At 67.5% G+C, this 17,798-nt stretch carries 15 protein-coding genes; 6 read left to right on the top strand and 9 right to left on the bottom strand.

All coding sequences use genetic code 11. From position 1 onward, the window contains the following. Window positions 1–73: 73 nt before the first annotated feature. Window positions 74–1,525, top strand: a complete 1,452-nt coding sequence (locus tag QO259_RS19310; RefSeq protein WP_285951239.1) for an NCS1 family nucleobase:cation symporter-1 — start codon at window positions 74–76, stop codon at window positions 1,523–1,525. An 80-nt stretch (window positions 1,526–1,605) separates the two neighbouring features. Here QO259_RS19310 and QO259_RS19305 read toward each other — a convergent pair whose 3' ends face one another. Together QO259_RS19305 and uraH are read right to left on the bottom strand one after the other, a co-directional pair. Further along, window positions 1,606–2,364, bottom strand: a complete 759-nt coding sequence (locus tag QO259_RS19305; protein WP_285951238.1) for a GntR family transcriptional regulator — start codon at window positions 2,362–2,364, stop codon at window positions 1,606–1,608. A gap of 71 nt (window positions 2,365–2,435) precedes the next feature. Continuing rightward, complete coding sequence (uraH, locus tag QO259_RS19300) at window positions 2,436–2,795, bottom strand: hydroxyisourate hydrolase (protein WP_285951237.1); 360 nt, start codon at window positions 2,793–2,795, stop codon at window positions 2,436–2,438. Window positions 2,796–3,121: 326 nt separating this feature from the next. On the opposite strand from uraH, the gene uraD reads away from it, so the two are divergent. From uraD to pyrB, 3 genes are all read left to right on the top strand, one after another. Next, window positions 3,122–3,649 (top strand): 2-oxo-4-hydroxy-4-carboxy-5-ureidoimidazoline decarboxylase, encoded by a 528-nt coding sequence (gene uraD, locus QO259_RS19295; protein ID WP_285951236.1) that lies wholly within the window; start codon window positions 3,122–3,124, stop codon window positions 3,647–3,649. Window positions 3,650–3,778: 129 nt separating this feature from the next. Beyond that, entirely contained in the window at window positions 3,779–4,720 is a 942-nt protein-coding gene (locus QO259_RS19290) for an IclR family transcriptional regulator (protein WP_285951235.1), read from the top strand. A gap of 126 nt (window positions 4,721–4,846) precedes the next feature. Next, window positions 4,847–5,887 (top strand): aspartate carbamoyltransferase, encoded by a 1,041-nt coding sequence (gene pyrB / locus QO259_RS19285; RefSeq protein WP_207036438.1) that lies wholly within the window; start codon window positions 4,847–4,849, stop codon window positions 5,885–5,887. Window positions 5,888–5,947: 60 nt separating this feature from the next. Here pyrB and ruvX read toward each other — a convergent pair whose 3' ends face one another. From ruvX to QO259_RS19260, 5 genes are all read right to left on the bottom strand, one after another. After that, window positions 5,948–6,403 (bottom strand): Holliday junction resolvase RuvX, encoded by a 456-nt coding sequence (gene ruvX, locus QO259_RS19280; protein WP_207036440.1) that lies wholly within the window; start codon window positions 6,401–6,403, stop codon window positions 5,948–5,950. Then, window positions 6,403–6,960: a YqgE/AlgH family protein gene (locus QO259_RS19275; protein ID WP_035470720.1), complete on the bottom strand. Its 558-nt coding sequence runs from the start codon at window positions 6,958–6,960 to the stop codon at window positions 6,403–6,405. Before QO259_RS19275 ends, ruvX begins: the two co-directional genes overlap by 1 nt. Window positions 6,961–7,150: 190 nt before the next feature. Beyond that, window positions 7,151–8,107 (bottom strand): glutathione synthase, encoded by a 957-nt coding sequence (gene gshB, locus QO259_RS19270; protein WP_285951234.1) that lies wholly within the window; start codon window positions 8,105–8,107, stop codon window positions 7,151–7,153. A gap of 108 nt (window positions 8,108–8,215) precedes the next feature. Further along, window positions 8,216–10,378: a prolyl oligopeptidase family serine peptidase gene (locus QO259_RS19265; protein WP_285951233.1), complete on the bottom strand. Its 2,163-nt coding sequence runs from the start codon at window positions 10,376–10,378 to the stop codon at window positions 8,216–8,218. Window positions 10,379–10,474: 96 nt separating this feature from the next. Beyond that, window positions 10,475–12,052 carry an FMN-binding glutamate synthase family protein gene (locus tag QO259_RS19260; protein WP_285951232.1) on the bottom strand — a complete coding sequence of 526 codons (1,578 nt, stop codon included), beginning with the start codon at window positions 12,050–12,052 and terminating at the stop codon, window positions 10,475–10,477. Window positions 12,053–12,290: 238 nt separating this feature from the next. On the opposite strand from QO259_RS19260, the gene QO259_RS19255 reads away from it, so the two are divergent. Next, the gene (locus QO259_RS19255; protein ID WP_285951231.1) at window positions 12,291–13,670 is read left to right on the top strand and encodes a GntP family permease; all 1,380 of its coding nucleotides are present in this window, start codon (window positions 12,291–12,293) and stop codon (window positions 13,668–13,670) included. Between the two features lie 179 nt (window positions 13,671–13,849). Then, the gene (locus tag QO259_RS19250; RefSeq protein ID WP_285951230.1) at window positions 13,850–14,983 is read left to right on the top strand and encodes an alkene reductase; all 1,134 of its coding nucleotides are present in this window, start codon (window positions 13,850–13,852) and stop codon (window positions 14,981–14,983) included. A 168-nt stretch (window positions 14,984–15,151) separates the two neighbouring features. On the opposite strand, the gene mmsB is transcribed toward QO259_RS19250, so the two are convergent. Both mmsB and QO259_RS19240 read right to left on the bottom strand, forming a co-directional pair. Further along, entirely contained in the window at window positions 15,152–16,069 is a 918-nt protein-coding gene (gene mmsB / locus QO259_RS19245; RefSeq protein WP_285951229.1) for a 3-hydroxyisobutyrate dehydrogenase, read from the bottom strand. 129 nt (window positions 16,070–16,198) lie between these two features. After that, entirely contained in the window at window positions 16,199–17,692 is a 1,494-nt protein-coding gene (locus QO259_RS19240) for a CoA-acylating methylmalonate-semialdehyde dehydrogenase (protein ID WP_285951228.1), read from the bottom strand. Window positions 17,693–17,798 lie beyond the last annotated feature (106 nt).

Here is a 17,798-nt window from a genome sequence, read left to right as displayed (position 1 = left end):
AGGATGCTCTCCGAGAGCGGGCGCTGCGCAGCACAGGGCCTGGCATCAATCACAATGACAACTGGCCTTCACCATGACCGACCAAGAATTGAACATCCGGCATATCGACCGGACGCTCTTCAACGAAGACCTTGCCCCTCTGCCGAAGCACAAGCGTAGCTGGGGCTGGTTCGAGATATTCAATGTCTGGGCGAACGACATCCAGAGTCTGTTCGGCTACACCCTGGCCGCTTCGCTGTTCATCTCCTACGGCCTCAACGGCTGGGCGGTGATGGCGGCGATCATCCTTGCCGGCTTCGTGGTGATGTGGCTGGTCAATCTGAGCGGCAGGCCCAGCGTCAAGTACGGCATTCCCTTTCCGGTAATGATCCGTGCCAGCATGGGCGTGCGCGGCGCCAACCTGCCGGCCATGCTACGCGCGATCATCGGTATCTTCTGGTACGGGGTGCAGACCTACTTCGCCTCGACCGCCCTGACGCTGCTGCTGACGGCGCTGTTCGGCGACCCCGGCGGGCAGTGGCTGGGCTTGTCGGCCATCGGCTGGCTGTCGTTCGTGGTCGTCTGGCTGTTCCAGATCACGCTGTTCTGGCAGGGCGTCGACAAGATCAAGCACTTCCTCAACTGGGCGGGGCCGCTGGTCTATGTCGTCATGCTCGTGCTGATGATCGTCGTCTGGTTCCAGGCCGGTAGCGACCTGCTGCCCGCGGTCAGCACCATCTTCAGCACCAGCAGCGACTATCAGGGCAGCGCCATGGGCGCCTTCCTGACGATCACCGGCACCATGATCGCCTACTTCGCGGCGGTGGTGATCAACTTCGGCGACTTCTCGCGCTTCGTCAGAAGCGAACGCGACATGAAGCTCGGCAACCTGCTGGGCCTGCCGCTCAACGTGGCCATCTTCTCCTTCATCGCCCTGATCATCACCGCCGGCACCCTGGTGCTGTTCGGCGTACCGCTGACCAACCCCTCCGAGATCATCGAGCGAGTCGACTCACTGCCGCTGACGCTGCTCGCCGCGGTCACGTTCTTCGCCGCGACCGTCGGTATCAATCTGGTGGCCAACTTCATTCCGCCGGCCTATGACCTGGCCAACCTCTTCCCGCGCCGGATCAGCTTTCGCGTCGGCGGGCTGATCACCGCGGTGATCGCTTTCTTCGTCGGTGCGCTGTGGGTCGCCGTGATCAGCCACATCGGCATCCCCGGCTTCGTCAATGCGCTCGGCGCCGTGATCGCGCCCTTCTACGGCATCATCGTGGTCGACTACTACCTGGTGCGGCGCCAGCGGCTGGATATCCAGGACATGTTCTCGAGCGACCCCGGTGGCGCCTACCATTACGTCAAGGGCTGGAACCGGCGTGCCCTGTTCGCCTTCGGCCTGGCCGCGCTGTTCTCCATCGCCTCGGTGTGGGTACCGGCACTACAAGTGCTGGGCGGCTACGCCTGGCTGATCGGCGCCGCCCTGGGCGGCGGGCTCTACTACCTGCTGATGATGAAACAGCCCGAACGCAAGGCGGTGGCCACCTGATCGGTGAGCGCGACCCTGCCACAAAAAACCCCGCCATCGGCGGGGGTTTGCGTGTCGACGATGCCTCGGCAGGGCACCTGTCAGGATGAAAATATCGTATAGAAATCCGGTGCCTCATCCGCTTCGTCATGAATGGAGAGCGAGGCCTCGATCGCCTTGAGATGGCGCTGCATGAAGGCCACCGCGCGCTCGCCGCGGCCGCTCTCGAGTAGCGTCACCAACTCGTCGTGGTCATGGGATTCACAGCCCAGATGACCACGCCCGCCGTAGACCGCCAGGATCAGCGACGAACGCGAGCAGAGACGCTCGATGAACTCCGCCAGCGGGGCGTTGCCGGCCAGCTCGGCGAGACGCTGATGGAAGCGCGCCGAGAGCTGGATCGCCTGGCTCTGCTCCCCGGCGCGCAGTGCGCGCCGCTCGCTCGCCGCCAGCTCGCGCAGCGCCGCGACGTCTGCCGGCGTCAGGCGCCGGGCGGCCCACGGCATCAGCTGACACTCCACCAATTGGCGCGCGGCGAAGACATCGCGCGCCTCCTCGATGCTCGGCCGGGCGACGCTGGCGCCGCGGCGCGGGGTCAACGTGACCAGGTGCTCCAGCGCCAGACGCTGCAGGATCTTGCGGATGCCGGTGCGGCTGACGCCAAAGACCTCGGCCAGGGCATCCTCGCGCAGGCGCGCCCCCGGCTTGAGCCGGTGTTCGACGATCGCCTCGCGGATACGCCGGTAGATCTCCTGATGCCGCTCGGCACCGTCGCCGGCCTTGCCCGCCCCGCGACGGCGCGCGGGCTTGGCCGCAGGCGTCTGCCTCGCCGCCGTGGTGGCATCGGCGCGTTTCCCCATGCTGTCAGACTCCTTGAGTGCATCCTTGCGATTGTATTGGCCGGGCCGTGGGCTGCCCACGCCGCGGCAGATCAGCTGCCGCGGTAGGTCGAGTAGCCGAAGGGTGAGAGCAGCAGCGGCACGTGGTAGTGCTCGCCGGGGGCATCGACCGTGAAGCGGATCGGGATGAGATCGAGAAAGCCCCCCGGCGCGCCGCTGGCGGCGAGATAGTCGCCGGCGTGGAAGATCAGCTCATAGCAGCCGGCGCGGAACTCGGCGCCGGCCAGTAGCGGTGCGTCGCTGCGCCCATCGGCATTGGTCCGGAGCGTCGACAGCCGGGTACGGCGCTCGCCGTCGAGGCGATAGAGCTCGATGCGAAGATCCACGGCCGGGCAACCGCGGGCGGTATCCAGCACGTGGGTAGTCAGGTAACCAGAGTCGGTATCGCTCATGCACGCCTCGCGATCGAAAGCGGAGAAAGGGGCGCCAGCGCGCGTCGACAGCCCGCTGCCGGGAAAGGCTGGATCGACCCGAGCGCTTGGCGGTAGCTTAGGCTTTGTACGAAAACTACCTGCGCTCGGCAATACGGCGTTAAAAATCGGCTGGAACGCCAGCCCGGTCAAAATGCTCATTTACACCCTGTAAACTCCGCGTTTTCGCCGATTTTTGCCTTGTCTCGCCTTCGCTCGATGACTTTTCGTACAAACCCTAGAGCCAGCCCCACGGAACGTGACTCTATTCAAAGCGCTTCATATACCAGATTCAAGGGACGGCCCCGATGTCGGATCATCTGCACCCACGCCCCAGCCAGCTCACGCGCGAGGATTTCATCGCCAGCTATGGTGATATCTACGAACACTCGGCGTGGATCGCCGCCGCCGCCTGGGACAGCGGCCTCGATAGCCGCCACGATACTCCCGCGGGGCTCGCCACGCGGCTGCGCGAACCGATCGACGCCGCCTCCCCCGAGGCCCAGCTCGCGCTGATCCGCGCCCACCCGGACCTGGCCGCCAAGGCCGCCGTGGCCGCGACCCTGACCGCGGATTCGCGCCGCGAGCAGGCCGGGGCCGGGCTCGACCAGTGCACCCCGGATGAGTTCGCCCGCTTCGAGCAGCTCAACGCCGCCTACCGCGAGCGCTTCGGCTTCCCCTTCGTGATCGCCGTACGCGGTCTCGACCGCCACGCCATTCTCGACGCCTTCGAACAGCGCCTGGCACAGCCCCCGGAGGCCGAGCGCCACACCGCGCTTGCCCAGATCCACCGGATCGCCCTGCTGCGCCTGGAGGCGCGCGCCACCCCCGCCTGACGTCGGCCCACGAAGACAGCCTACTACCGCTCGGGTTATCCTGAACGATGCCCGGCGCCACCCGCATGGCGCGCGCCGGGCTCAGCCAGGAATCTCAATCACGAATCTCAACCACGAGAGCGGCAGCGGGTGACGGAACGAAAGCGGCAGCGGGCGAGCGACACCAACCAGCAACGGGCAGCGGACACGACGCAACCGCAGGTACCCGAGACGGCAGCGCAGCGGACCACCGGCGAGAAGCGCCGAGCGGTCGGGCGCCCCGCCGGTGGCGGCAAGAGTGCTGGCAAGAGCGGCGGTGGCCACAGCCAGTCGCTGGTGCGCGGCCTGACCATCCTCGAAGCGCTGGCCGCCGCGCCCAACGGGCTGGCACTCTCGGAGGCCGCCGATGCGGTCGGCCTGGCCCCTTCCACCGCCCACCGCCTGCTGCAGGCGCTGCACCAGCAGGGCTTCATCACCCAGGATGGCAGCAACGGCCTGTGGCGGATCGACGTCAAGACCTTCCGTATCGGTAACAGCTTTCTCGAGGCGCGCGATTTCGTCGCCACCGCGCGCCCCTTCCTGCGTCGGCTCACCGCGCTCAGCGGCGAGACCGCCAACCTGGGCATCCGTGACGACGGCATGGTGGTCTATCTGGCCCAGAGCGAATCGCCGCAGATGATGCGCATGATCACCCGCCTGGGCTCGCGCGCGCCGCTGCACGCCTCCGGCGTGGGCAAGGCATTGCTGGCGTGGATGCCCGAGCCGGAGTTCGCGCGCATCATGGGCGGGCGCGTCCTCGAGGGCGAGACCCCCAATACCCTCACCGATCTGCCCACGCTACGCGCCCAGCTGGAGACGATCCGGCGCCAGGGCTATGCGGTCGACCGCGAGGAGCACGCCATCGGTCTCAACTGCGTCGCCGCCACCCTGCACGACGAGAGCGGCCTGCCGCTGGCGGCGATTTCGGTCTCCGGCCCGGTGGCGCGGATCGACGACTCGCGCCTGCCCGAGCTGGCCGCGCTGGTCGCCGATACCGCCCGCGAGATCACCGCCAGGCTCGGCGGCAAGACCCCCAGCGAACCGCCGGCCTGAGGCGCGGGGCAAGTATCGCGACGTGCGACGGCTGATCGCGGGACGGATGATCCCGGCGAGCCTCGGCGCTACACTATCGCCCGGCCAGACCGGCCCCGATACCGCCACCCGCCAGTGAGGTCCGCCATGTCCCCGCACCTGCTCTCCGTCGACTCTCTCAATCGCGACGCCGTGGATCATCTGATACGCCTCGCCGAGCGCATGGAACCGATCGCCCAGCGGCGCCAGGTGACGCGGGTACTGGAGGGGGCAGTGCTCGGCAATCTGTTCTTCGAGGCCAGCACGCGCACGCGGATCAGCTTCAACGCCGCCTTCTGCCGCCTCGGCGGCAGCGTCTGCGACACCACCGGCTTCACCTTCTCGTCGATGGCCAAGGGCGAGTCGCTCTACGACACCAGCCGGGTGATGGGCGGCTATGTCGATGCCATCGTCATGCGTCACCCGGAGCAGGGCTCGGTGGCAGAGTTCGCCGAGGCGACCCGGGTGCCGGTGATCAACGGCGGCGACGGCCCCGGCGAGCACCCCAGCCAGGCGCTGCTCGACGTCTATACCATCAGCAAGGAGTTCGCGCGGCTGGGCAAGCCGCTGGCGGGGGCGCATCTGCTGCTGACCGGGGATCTCAAGTACGGGCGCACGGTGCACTCGCTGATCAAGCTGCTGTCGCTCTACGATCCCCTGCGCATCACCCTGGTGTCGCCGCCGGGGCTGGAGATGCCGCAGCACCTGATCGACCTGGTCGCCTCCCGCGGCCACCGTATCGAGACCCGACCCAGCCTGGCCGAGGACTTTGCCGATGTCGACGTGATCTACGCCACGCGCATCCAGCGCGAGCGCTTCACCGCGGAGATGACCGAAAGCTTCACCGAGCTGACCGCCGATTTCGTCGTCGACCGCGGCTTCCTCGACCGCCGCTGCTCGCCCACCACCGTGGTCATGCACCCGCTGCCGCGGGACAGCCGCCCCGGCGCCAACGACCTCTCCACCGATCTCAACGGCGACCCGCGCCTGGCGATCTTCCGCCAGACCGACAACGGTATCCCCATGCGCATGGCGATCTTCGCCCACCTGCTCAAGGTGGAAGAGGAGATCACCCGCGACCTGCGCGAGGTGCGCTGGTTCGTGCCGGAGACCTTCGGCGTCGACGATCGCACGCTGAAGGCCCAATAAGACATACCGGATCGAGCGACAGGCGGGATCGAGCGGCAAGCGTGACATCCGGATGCAGTGTCACGCCTGCCCGCGGGTGAACCAGTTCTCCAGAATCAGCTGTGCGGCGATGCCGTCGACGCCGCGATCGCGGTAGTTGCCGCGGTGGCCACCTTGGGCGGCGATCTGCTTGGCCGCCTGGGTGGTGCCGCGCTCATCGAACATCTCGACCGGCTTGCCGAAGCGCCCGTGCAAGCGATTGCCGAACTTGCGCGCACGCACGCTCATCTCCGACTCGCTGCCGTCGTCGTGGATCGGCAGCCCCACCACCAGCAGGTCCGGCTGCCACTCCGCCAACAGGCGTTCGATCTGCGCCCAGTCGGGAATGCCGTCCCGCGCCGGCAGTGGATCGAGGCCGCTGGCCGAGCCCAGCATCTCATTGCCCACCGCCACGCCGATCCGCCGAGTACCGTAGTCGAAGGCCATCACCAGACGCTGGCCGCGCTTGTCGCTGGCGCCGCCGCCGAGGCTTGCCATCAGGCGTGCCCGGCGTCGCGGGTCATCAGGTTGAGGTCGACCCCGAGCCGCCCGGCGGCGGCGGCCAGACGCTGCTCCGGGGGCTGGCGGAACAGGATGTCGCCGTCACCCTCGACCGTCAGCCAAGTGTTCTGCTTGAGCTCGTCCTCGAGCTGACCGGCCTTCCAGCCGGCGCAGCCCAGGGTGACCAGAAAGTGCTCCGGGCCGCGCCGCTGGGCGATCGCCTGGAGCATGTCCATCGAGGTCGTCAGGGCGATGTCCTCGGCCACCTGGATGCTGGAGTCCCACTCACCGGCGCTGCCACGGTGCAGGATGAACCCGCGGTCGCGATAGGTCGGGCCGCCGTCGTAGACCAGGATCTCGTTGTGCGGCCCCGGCTCGGACTCGATGTCGAGCTGCTCGAACAGCCCCTGCAGGGTGAGTTCGGAGGGCCGGTTGACGATCACCCCCAAGGTGCCATCGTCATCGTGGTCGCACAGATAGGTCAGGGTGCCGGCGAAATTGGGATCTTCCAGGTGCGGCATCGCCATCAGGAAGTAGTGTTTCAGGCTTTGCATGAGACTCCGTCGAAATCGCAGCGCGCCGCCGGCCTGCCGGCACGCCTGAGGTCAGCTTGCAGTGTAACACCCGCGTATCCCGGCGTTGTCGTCGGGGCGACGGAAGTCGCAGCGCCACCGGGCGTCGCGCGCCATTCACTGGCGCGCAGCGTGACAGGACACGCCGAGATGGGGTCGTGTCGCGGCGGAATCAAGCCAGACGCGTCTCGATCGCGGCCATCAGCAGCCCCGGGATATCGGTACCGCGCTGGTCGTCGATCTCGCGCACGCAGGTCGGGCTGGTGACATTGATCTCGGTGATGTAGTCGCCGATCACGTCGAGCCCGACGAACAGCAGGCCGCGCTCGCGGATCGCCGGCTTGACCTGCTCCACCAGCCAGTAGTCGCGCTCGGTCAGCTCGCGGGAGACCCCGCGCCCGCCGGCGGCCAGGTTGCCGCGGGTCTCGCCGGCGCTGGGAATGCGCGCCAGGCCGTAGGGCACCGGCTCGCCATCGACCAGCAGAATGCGGGTGTCGCCCTCCTTGATCTTAGGCAGGTAGCGCTGGGCCATGATCTGGCGCTGGCCGCGCTCGGTGAGCTGCTCGATCACCGCGCCGAGGTTGCGCCCCTCGGGGCCGATATGAAAGATCCCGGTGCCGCCCATGCCGTCGAGCGGCTTGAAGATGGTATCGCCATGCTCGGCCTGGAAGGCGCGCAGCACCGCCGCATTGGCGGAGACCACGCTGGGCGGGATGCACTGGGTGAACTGCTGGGCGAACAGCTTCTCGTTGCACTCGAACAGCGCCCGGGTCGGGTTGACCACCAGGGTGCCTTCGCGCTCGGCGAACGCCAGCAGGTGCACGGCGTTGAGGAAGTGCCCGTCCACCGGCGGGTCCTTGCGCATCAGAATCACGTCGAGCTCGCCCAGCGGCATCGCCTCGCGCTCGCCGAGATCGAACCAGTGCTCCGGGTCGCGGTGCACATCGAGCGTGCGCACGCTGCCCATGGCGCGCCCTTCGTAGAGGTAGAGATCCTCCTGCTCGAGGTAGTAGAGCGACCACCCCTTGGCCTTGGCCGCCCACAGCAGTGCCAGGGTGGTGTCCTTCTTGTAGGCGATATCGGCGATGGGATCCATCACCACGCCCAGCTTGATGGTGTTCTGACTCATCGGTGAGGTCTTCCGTGTCGGTGTGTCCCGCCGGCCGAGCGGGCGGGAGAAGCGTGGCGCTCAGTATGCCCGAGCGCCACGCGCAGCACCAAGACGCCGGCCGGCGCCCTAGCTCGCTCCCAGTCTTTGCCACAGAAAACGCCACGCCAGCGCGCCGAGACGGGCGCGCTGGGCGTTGTCGGCAGCGCCGCCGTGGCCGCCTTCGGTGTTCTCGTAGTAGTGGACGTCACCTGCGTGCATCGCTTCCATCTTCGCCATCATCTTGCGCGCGTGCCCGGGGTGCACGCGGTCATCGCGGGTCGAGGTGGTGAACAGCACCGCCGGGTAGTCCACGCCCTCGTGCAGGTTATGATAGGGCGAGTAGTCCTTCAGGAAGCGTTCCCAGTCGTCGCTTTCCGGATCGCCGTACTCGGCCATCCAGGAAGCGCCGGCAAGGAGCTGGTGGTAGCGGCGCATATCGAGCAGCGGGACTTCACAGACCGCAGCGGCGAAGTGGTCCGGGTAGCGGGTGATCATGTTGCCCACCAGCAGGCCGCCGTTGGAGCCGCCCTGAATGCCCAGCCGACGCGGTGTGGTCACGCCGCTGGCGACCAGGTCCGCGGCCACCGCGGCGAAATCCTCGAACGCCTTGTGGCGATCCGCCTTGAGCGCGGCGCGGTGCCAGCGCGGGCCGTACTCGCCGCCACCGCGGATGTTGGCCACCGCGTAGGCACCGCCCCGGGAGAGCCAGCAGCGCCCCACGTCGGGGGCATAGTGCGGCGTGAGCGAAATCTCGAAACCGCCATAGCCGTAGAGCAGCGTGGGCAGCGCTGTTTCACGTGAAACGTCGTCAGCGCCCGCCGGCAGCACGAGGAAATAGGGCACACGGGTGCCGTCGGCGCTGGTGGCGAAGCGCTGCTCGACCCGCATGCCGCTGGCATCGAAGAAAGCCGGCGCCTGCTTGACCGGGCTGGGTGCCACGGACGCGGTCTCGGCCTGGGCCAGGTCGAGGCGCGATAGCGTGGTCGGCGTCAGATAGTCGGTAACCACGACAAAGACCTCGTCGCTGGCCTCGTCGTCCACCGCCGAAAGACCGACCTCGCCGGTGGCTGGCAGGGCGTCGAGGGCAAAGCTCGACCATTCGCCCTCGACGCGCGGTTCGAGGCGCACGAAGCGGTGTTTGACGTCTTCGAGGATATCCAGCACCAGGTAGTGGCGGGTCCACTCGAACCCTTCCAGCGAGCGCCGGGCATCCGGCGTGAACAGCACGCGGAAGTCGCGGGCGCCGGCCTTGAACGCGGCGTAGTCGATCGCCAGCAGCGCCCCGCTGGGGTAGCGGGTCGTCTCTGGCATCCAGTCGTCGCGCAGCAGTACCAGCAGCCACTCGCGGTGCACGCTGGCCTGGGCCGAGAGCGGCAGGTCGAGCGGCAACTGGGTGCCATCGGGTAGCCTTTCGATCAAGCGCTGCTCGTAGAACGCCAGGGCGTGGTGGATGAAGTCGCGCTCGAAGCCGCGGGTGTGATCGCGAAAGGCCACCGCCATCAGATCACTCTCCGCCGCCTCGAACAGCGTCTCCGCCGCCGCCAGCGGCTGCCCCCGCCGCCAGCGCTTGACGCAGCGCGGATAGCCCGAGCTGGTGAGCGCGCTCTGCCCCGCGGCATCGGCACCGAAATCGGTATAGACATAGACCGTATCGCGGTCGATCCAGCTCATCCCGCCCTTGGCCGCGGGCCGCTGGAAGCCCTCCTCGACCCAGCGCTTGTCGATGAGATCGAACTCGCGCGTCACGTCGGCATCGGTTCCGCCCGGAGAGAGTGAGACCAGCGCCCGCTCCCAGGTGCCCGCCGGGTCCTCGGGCTCGAGGCAGTGCGCGCCGTGCCACACCCAGCTCTCGCCCTCGGCGGCGTTGAGCGCGTCGACGTCGATCAGCACTTCCCACGCCGGCCTGGCCTGGCAGTAGTCGGCCCAGTGGGTCCGCCGCCATACCCCACGCGGGTGGTCGGCATCCTGCCAGAAGTTGTAGTAGTGCTCACCGCGCTTGACCACGAAGGGGATGCGGTCGTCGGCATCGAGGATCTCGCGCAGCTCGGCGCTCAGCGTATCGAGCTCGGGGCCGCCCAGGGCGCCGAGGGTCTCGCGGTTGTGCGCCTCGACCCAGGCCAGCGCCGCGGGGTCGTCGATCGCCTCCAGCCAGCGGTGCGCGTCGGCCTCGGCGGTCACGTCGAGGTCGGCCCCTCCGCCCGCGGCATCGGGCGTCTTGGCAAGATAGAGAAATCCGGGGAAGCGGCGCATCGCGCGTCTCCTGCTTGTCGTCGTTGGCATCGAATCTCAGAGCCTACGCCATGAGCAGAGTTCACGCGCGCCCTGGCATGCGCCCCCGGCGCCGGCTCAGAAGTGATCGACGGCGGCAGCGCGCCAGTCGGCCTGCCACGCCTCGGGAATCTCATCCACCAGCAGCTGGCCGTCGGTCAGCCGTGGCAGCTCGAACGCCGCATAGCCACGCGCCGGCGCATAGCTGCTGCGGTGGCGGATATGGTCCGGGGTCAGCGCATCGAAACGCTCGAGCCCCATGGCGCCGGTGATCGCGGCGAAGCCATCCAGGGTTGCGCGGTGATAGCGCGCCACCCGCTCGGCCTTCTCCGGCACGTTGATCGCGCGTGCCCGCTTGGGGTCCTGGGTGGCCACGCCCGTGGGGCACTTGTTGGTGTGGCAGCGCCGGGCCTGGATACATCCGACCGCGAACATGAATGGGCGCGCAGCGTTGCACATGTCGGCGCCGAGCGCGGTCTTGACCACCATGTCGTAGCCCAGGGCGACCTTGCCGCTGGCGACCAGGCGGATCTTGTCGCGCAGCCCGGCGCCGCGCAGGGCGTTGTCGACGAACGGCAGCGCCTCGTCGATGAACACGCCGAGGCGGTCCGAGAACTCCTGCGGTGCCGCGCCGGTGCCACCCTCGGCGCCATCGATGACGATGAAGTCGACCAGGGTGCCGGTCTCGATCATCGCCTTGCAGATACCCAGGAATTCGTGGCGCACACCGAGGCACAGCTTGATGCCCACCGGCTTGCCGTCGCAGAGTTCGCGCAGCCGGGCGACGAACGCCATCAGCTCGCGTGGGTTGGAGAACTCCGGATGCGCGGGGGGCGAGGCACAGTCCTGGCCGGCCTCGATCTGGCGCGTGCTGGCGATCTCCTGATTGACCTTGGCCCCCGGCAGCAGCCCGCCGTGAGAGGGCTTGGCCCCCTGAGAGATCTTGATCTCGACCATCTTGACCTGATCGCGGCGCGCCTTGTCGCGAAAGGTCTCGGCGTCGAAGCGGCCATTCTTGTGGCGACAGCCGAAGTAGGCGGTGCCCAGCTCCCAGATCAGATCACCGCCGTGCTTCTCGTGATAGGGGCTGATCGCGCCTTCACCGGTGTCGTGAGCAAAGCCGCCCTGCTTGGCCCCCAGGTTCATCGCCTCGATGGCGTTGCCCGAGAGCGAGCCGAAGCTCATCGCCGAGATGTTGAGGCGCGACGAGCGGTAGGGGCGTGTGCACTGGGGGCCGCCAATGGTGATGAAGCGCTGCTCGTCGGGCACTTTGCGCGGCGCCATCGAGTGGAAGGAGAAGTTGTAGCCGGCGGCATCGACGTCACGGATGGTGCCGAACGGCGAGGTGTCGCCGGTGCCATCGGCACGGGCATTGATCAGGTTGCGCTGCTCACGGGAGAAGGGCCGCCCGCTGGTCTCGGACTCGAAGAAGTACTGGCGCAGCTCCGGGCGCACAAACTCGAGCATGTAGCGCAGGTGGCCAATCAGCGGATAGTTGTAGAGCACGTTGGCGGTGGAACTCAGATCGCGCCAGCCGATCAGCGCCAGCGGCACCCATAACAGCAGCAGCCACAGCCAGGGGTGCCAGACCACGCCGACGGCGAGAATCAGCGCCAGCATCACGGGAACGAGAAGATAAAAGAGGCGACGGTACATGTCGTGGTGTCCATCCGAGGAGTCGGTCTTTCAGTGTTGGTCGCGGTGACCGATTGTTCAAATCGGTAACACGCCCCTCTCCGTTCTCCTCTCCTTTCCCTCACCCCTTTTCACTCCCTGCTCGCTATTGTCCGACATTGATCATTCAATATCTGACATAAAGACCATCGTCGACTGTCGTCGTTGCCCACTTCATGCCACTTTGATAGATCAGGTTTCCCTACTAGAGGTCTCTCCCATGGACGGCTGGACGCAAACCCTGTCGGCCGGGCCACTGCTCGGCATCGCCGCCGCCGCGATCGCCCTGCTGCTGGTTCTAATCATTCGCTTTCATCTGCACGCCTTCCCCACCCTGGTGCTGGTCAGCCTGCTGACCGCCTTTGCCACCGGCATCCCCGCCGGCGCCATCGTCGATACCATGACCGACAGCTTCGCCGGCACGCTGGGTTCGGTGGCGCTGCTGGTTGGCTTCGGCGCCATGCTCGGCAAGCTGGTGGAGCACTCTGGCGGTGCCCAGGTGCTGGCCGAACGCATGGTGTCGCTGTTCGGCGAGTCGCGCGCACCGTTCGCACTGGGTATCGCCTCGCTGATCATGGGCTTCCCGATCTTCTTCGATGCCGGGCTGATCGTGATGCTGCCGATCATCTTCGCGGTGGCCAAGCGCCTCGGTGGCCCGGTACTGCTCTATGCGCTGCCGGCGGCGGCGGCGTTTTCGGTGATGCATGTGTTCGTGCCGCCCCACCCCGGCCCGGTCACCGCCACCGAGCTCTACGGTGCCAATCTGGGCCTGGTACTGCTGGTGGGGATCCTGATCGCCTTCCCGATGTGGTACCTCTCGGGTTACCTGTGGGGGCGTTTCGCCGCCAGCCGCTTCGACTTCAAGCTCGAAGTCAGCCTGTTCGGCGGCCAGGACAACGACACCATCGAGAACCCGCCCAGCGTGGGCACGGTCATCGCGCTGCTGCTATTGCCGCTGGCGCTGATCTTTCTCAACACCGGGCTCGATTTCGCCCGCGCCGCCGGCGTGGCCGACAGCGACGCCACCTGGTTCCAGTTTCTCTCCTCGCTGGGCGAGACGCCGATCGCGCTGCTGATCTCGGTGCTGGTGGCGATCTACGTACTGGGCAGCCGCCGCGGTGAAGGCGGCAGCGCGCTGGAGAAGATCGTCGACTCCTCGCTGGGGCCGATCTGCTCGGTGATCCTGATCACCGGCGCCGGCGGCATGTTTGGCGGCGTGCTGCAGGCCTCTGGCATCGGCGATGCGCTGTCGGATTCGATGAGCGATCTGGGCATGCCGGTGATCGTCGCCGCCTATCTGGTCGCGGTGGTCATGCGCCTGGCCCAGGGCTCGGCCACGGTGGCGCTGGTCACCGCCGCCGGGCTGATGGCACCCGCCGTCGCCAGCGGCGATTTCTCGGCCATGCAGGTGGTCGCGATCACCCTCGCCACCGCCGCCGGCTCGGTGTTCGCCGGCCACGTCAACGACTCCGGCTTCTGGCTGGTGGGGCGGCTATTGGGCATGGACGTCAAGACCACGCTGATGACCTGGACCGTGCAGCAGGCGCTGGAGTCGATGGTCGGCTTCCTGCTGGCCGGCGTCGTCTATCTGCTGTTCTGATCCAGCCAGGGGGAGATATCAGGGGTATCAATCGGGGGGTAGAGATCCAGCGTATAGTCAACGCCTATCGCAACGGTAGTCAGCGACATTGGTTGGTCGGCTAATCGTTAACTAGACTTTGGTCGACCTGCCGATACCGGCAACCAATTCCGTCGCCAGTCTGGAAAGGAGTTCTCGATATGGCATCGCTGTTCGAACCGTTCGATCTCAACGGCACACGGCTCAATAACCGCATCGTCATGGCGCCGATGACCCGCTCGCGCGCGCCGGACGATATCCCCAACGAAATGGGCGCACTCTATTATCGCCAGCGCGCTTCCGCTGGCCTGATCATCTCCGAGGGCACGCCGATTTCGCGCCAGGGGCAGGGCTATCTCTACAACCCCGGTATCTTCGGCCCTGACCAGATCGCAGGCTGGGCCAAGGCGACCCGCGCGGTACACGAGCGCGGCGGTGTCTTCTTCGCGCAGATCTGGCACGTGGGCCGGGTCTCGCATACTTCGATCCAGATCGCCGGCCAGCCTCCGGTCGGCCCCAGCGAGCAGCAGGGTGGCATGGCCTTCGGCTATAACGACGCCGGTACCCCGGACATGCTCGCGGCGAGCCAGCCGCGCCGGCTCGAGACCGCTGAAGTCCGCGAGATCGTGCGCGATTTCGCCCAGGCGGCGGTCAATGCCCGCGAGGCGGGCTTCGACGGGGTCGAGGTGCATGGCGCCAACGGCTATCTGTTCGAGCAGTTCCTCAATCCCCACGTCAACGACCGCGACGACGCCTATGGCGGCTCGCGGGAGAATCGCTGCCGCCTGCTGCTGGAGGCCGTCGACGAGGCGAGCAAGATGATCGGCGCCCACCGGGTCGGCGTCCGGCTGTCGCCCTTCGGCACGCTGTTCGACATGCCGGAGTACGACGACAACGGTGAGACCTATCTGTATCTCGCCCGTGAATTCGACAAGCGCGGACTGGCCTATGTCCACCTGCACGATCAGGGTGGCCAGGGCATGCCGCCGATGCCGCGCGAGTATCTGCGCCGGTTCCGCGAGGTCTACCACGGTAATCTGCTACTCGCCGGCAACCTGGATCAGGCCGAGGCACAAGCACTGGTCGATGAAGGCACCATCGACCTGCCGGTATTCGGGCGTCTCTACACCTCCAATCCGGATCTGGTCGAGCGCATGCAGAACGGCTGGCCGCTGGCCGACTTCGACCCGGATACCTTCTACGGTGGCGATGCCCGCGGCTATGTCGACTTCCCCACCTATGCCGAAGAGCAGGCGCGCAAGGCGCGCGAGCAGGCGATCCAGGCGAAGTCCTGACATCCTGAAAGCTAGAGCGCCGCGTCAGATCATTGCGGCGCTCGATAGGCGCGCCACGCTGCGCACGCCACTCAGAGCGGCCAGCCCAGAGCAGCTAGCCCAGACGCCCCGGCCAAGCGCCGGGGCGTCTGCGTGTCGTCACCCATGGCGCTCTCTCGCCGAGGGCGATCACTCATGTCCGCGCGCCTCGTTCCCGCGCGCATAGAAGCGCTGAATACTGGAGAAGTCGTGGCCCTCGCCACCGGCGGCAGCGTGAAAGCCATAGAGACTCTTGGCCAGCGCCCCCAGCGGCGTGGTCGAGTGGCTCCTGAGCGCGGCCTCCTGGGCCAGACGCAGATCCTTGTTCATCAGCGTGACGCCGAAGCCGCCTTGATAGTCGTGGCTGGCCGGCGCCTCGGGCATCACCCCGGGCCAGGGGTTGTAGACCTTGAGTGCCCAGTTGCTGCCGGAACTCTCGGCCATGATCGCCGACAGCACAGCGGGGTCGAGGCCGTTGTCGACGCCGAGCTGCAGCGCCTCGGCGGTGCCCGCCATGAGAATGCCCAGCAGCATGTTGTTGCAGATCTTGGCGGTCTGCCCGGCGCCGCTGTCGCCGGCATGGAAGACGTTGCGCCCCATCGTCTCCAGCACGGGCCGGGCGCGCTCGACCGCCGCCGCCGGGCCGCCGCAGATGAAGGTCAGGGTGCCGGCGCGGGCCCCGCCCACGCCGCCGGAGACCGGGGCATCGAGCATGACCCGCCCCAGCTCGCCGGCACGCGCCGCCAGCGCGCGGGAGGTCGCGGCGTCGATGGTTGAGCAGTCGATGATCAGCGCCGCCGGGTCGATCGTCTCGAGCAGGCCGGCGTCAGCGGCGCCGTCGCCCAGATAGAGCCCCTGGGCCGCCGCCGCCGAGGGCAGCATGCTGATCACCACCTCGGCCCCGGTGACCGCCTCACGCGGCGTAGCGGCAGCGCTCGCACCGCTGGCCACCGCCGCCTCGACCAGCGCCGGCAGCAGATCGAAGACACGCACCGTATGCCCCGCCTTGACCAGATTGGCGGCCATCGGCCCGCCCATGTTACCGACACCGAAAAATGCGATGTTCATCGTCCACTCTCCCCTGAGATGGCGTATCCGTCTCTCGTCCTGACCTACCCGTCTCTCTCGTTCTCACGTATCTGCCCCAGGCCCTGACCTATCCGCCGAGAGACCTGGGAGGCTGGCCGCGGCGGCGTCTCACTGCAGCTGTATGGAAAGATTGGGCCCGGCCACGTCTTGCTCCTCGAACCAGCGACTGGTGACCGTCTTGGTCTCGGTGTAGAAGCGCACCGCCTGCTTGCCGTAGGCGTGCTGATCACCGTAGAACGAGCCCTTCCAGCCGGTGAAGCTGAAGAACGGCAGCGGCACCGGGATCGGCACGTTGATGCCCACCTGGCCCACCTCGACCCGCTGCTGATAGCGCCGCGCCGCCGCCCCGCTGGCGGTGAAGATCGAGGTGCCGTTGCCGTAGGGGCTGGCGTTGACCAGCGCGATCGCCTCGTCGAGGGTGTCGACGCAGATACAGCAGAGCACCGGACCGAAGATCTCCTCACGGTAGATCGCCATCTGCGGGGTGACCTCGGTGAACAGCGTCGGCCCCACCCAGTTGCCATCGGGCAGCCCGGCCACCTGGCAGTCGCTGCCATCCAGCCGGCAGGTCGCCCCTTCGGACTTGCCGCGGGCGATCAGATCGAGAATCCGCGCCTTGGCCTGAGGGCTGATCTGCGGGCCGTAGGCGGCATCGGGATCGTCCCAGGCGCCGGGGCGCAGCTCGGCGAAGGCGGCGGTGAGCGGTTCGATACACTCGCGCGCGCTGCCGACGAACACCGCCACGCTGATCGCCATGCAGCGCTGGCCGGCGGCACCGCAGGCGGACCCCACCAGGGCGTTGACCACCTGGGTGGGGGCGGCGTCCGGCATCACCACCATGTGGTTCTTGGCCCCGGCGAAGCACTGGGCGCGCTTGAGATGGTCGGTGGCGGTACGGTAGACGTGCTGGCCCACCGCCACCGAGCCGACGAACGAAACCGCGGCGATCTGCGGGTGCGTGAGCAGCGCATCGACCTGCTCGCGGCCACCGTGGATTACCTGCAGCAGATCCGGCGGCGCGCCGGCTTCGAGAAACAGCTCCGCCAGCCGGTTGGGGGTCATCGGGTCCTGCTCCGAGGGCTTCAACACAAAGGCGTTGCCGCAGGCGATCGCCAGCGGGAACATCCACAGCGGGATCATCGCCGGGAAGTTGAACGGGGTGATCCCCGCGCACACGCCCAACGGCTGGGTCCAGGAGTGGGTATCGATGCCCCGGGCCACGTTCTCCAGCGTCTCGCCCATCATCAGCGACGCCACGTTGGCGGCCTGCTCGACCACTTCGATCCCGCGCCACACGTCACCCTTGGCATCCTCGAAGGTCTTGCCGGTCTCCCGCGAGAGACCCGCAGCGATCTCCGCCTGATGGGCCTTGAGCAGCGCCTGGTAGCGCATCATCAAGCGTGCCCGCTCGCTCACCGGCACCTCGCGCCAGCGCTCGAAGGCCGCCCGCGCCGAGGCCACGGCGCGCTCGATCTCCTCCGGGGTCGCCGCCGGCGCCTCGCACAGCACCTGCTGCGTGGCGGGGTCGGTGACCGCGATCCAGTGTTCGCTCTCGCTCTGGGCGAATTCGCCCGCGATCAGTTGAGGCAGTCTCAAGGTCATGGTCAGCTCCTGAAGCGCTGACAGACCGAGCTGACGCCAATGGCCATCGTGACGTGGATGCCACCGGCAGCGCCGCGCGGTCCGCCTTCTAGGGTGATCCCGAGCC

This window comes from Salinicola sp. JS01 (assembly GCF_030284585.1).
In the GTDB taxonomy this organism is placed as follows: Bacteria; Pseudomonadota; Gammaproteobacteria; order Pseudomonadales; family Halomonadaceae; genus Salinicola.
This window is presented reverse-complemented; position numbering and strand designations above follow the sequence as displayed.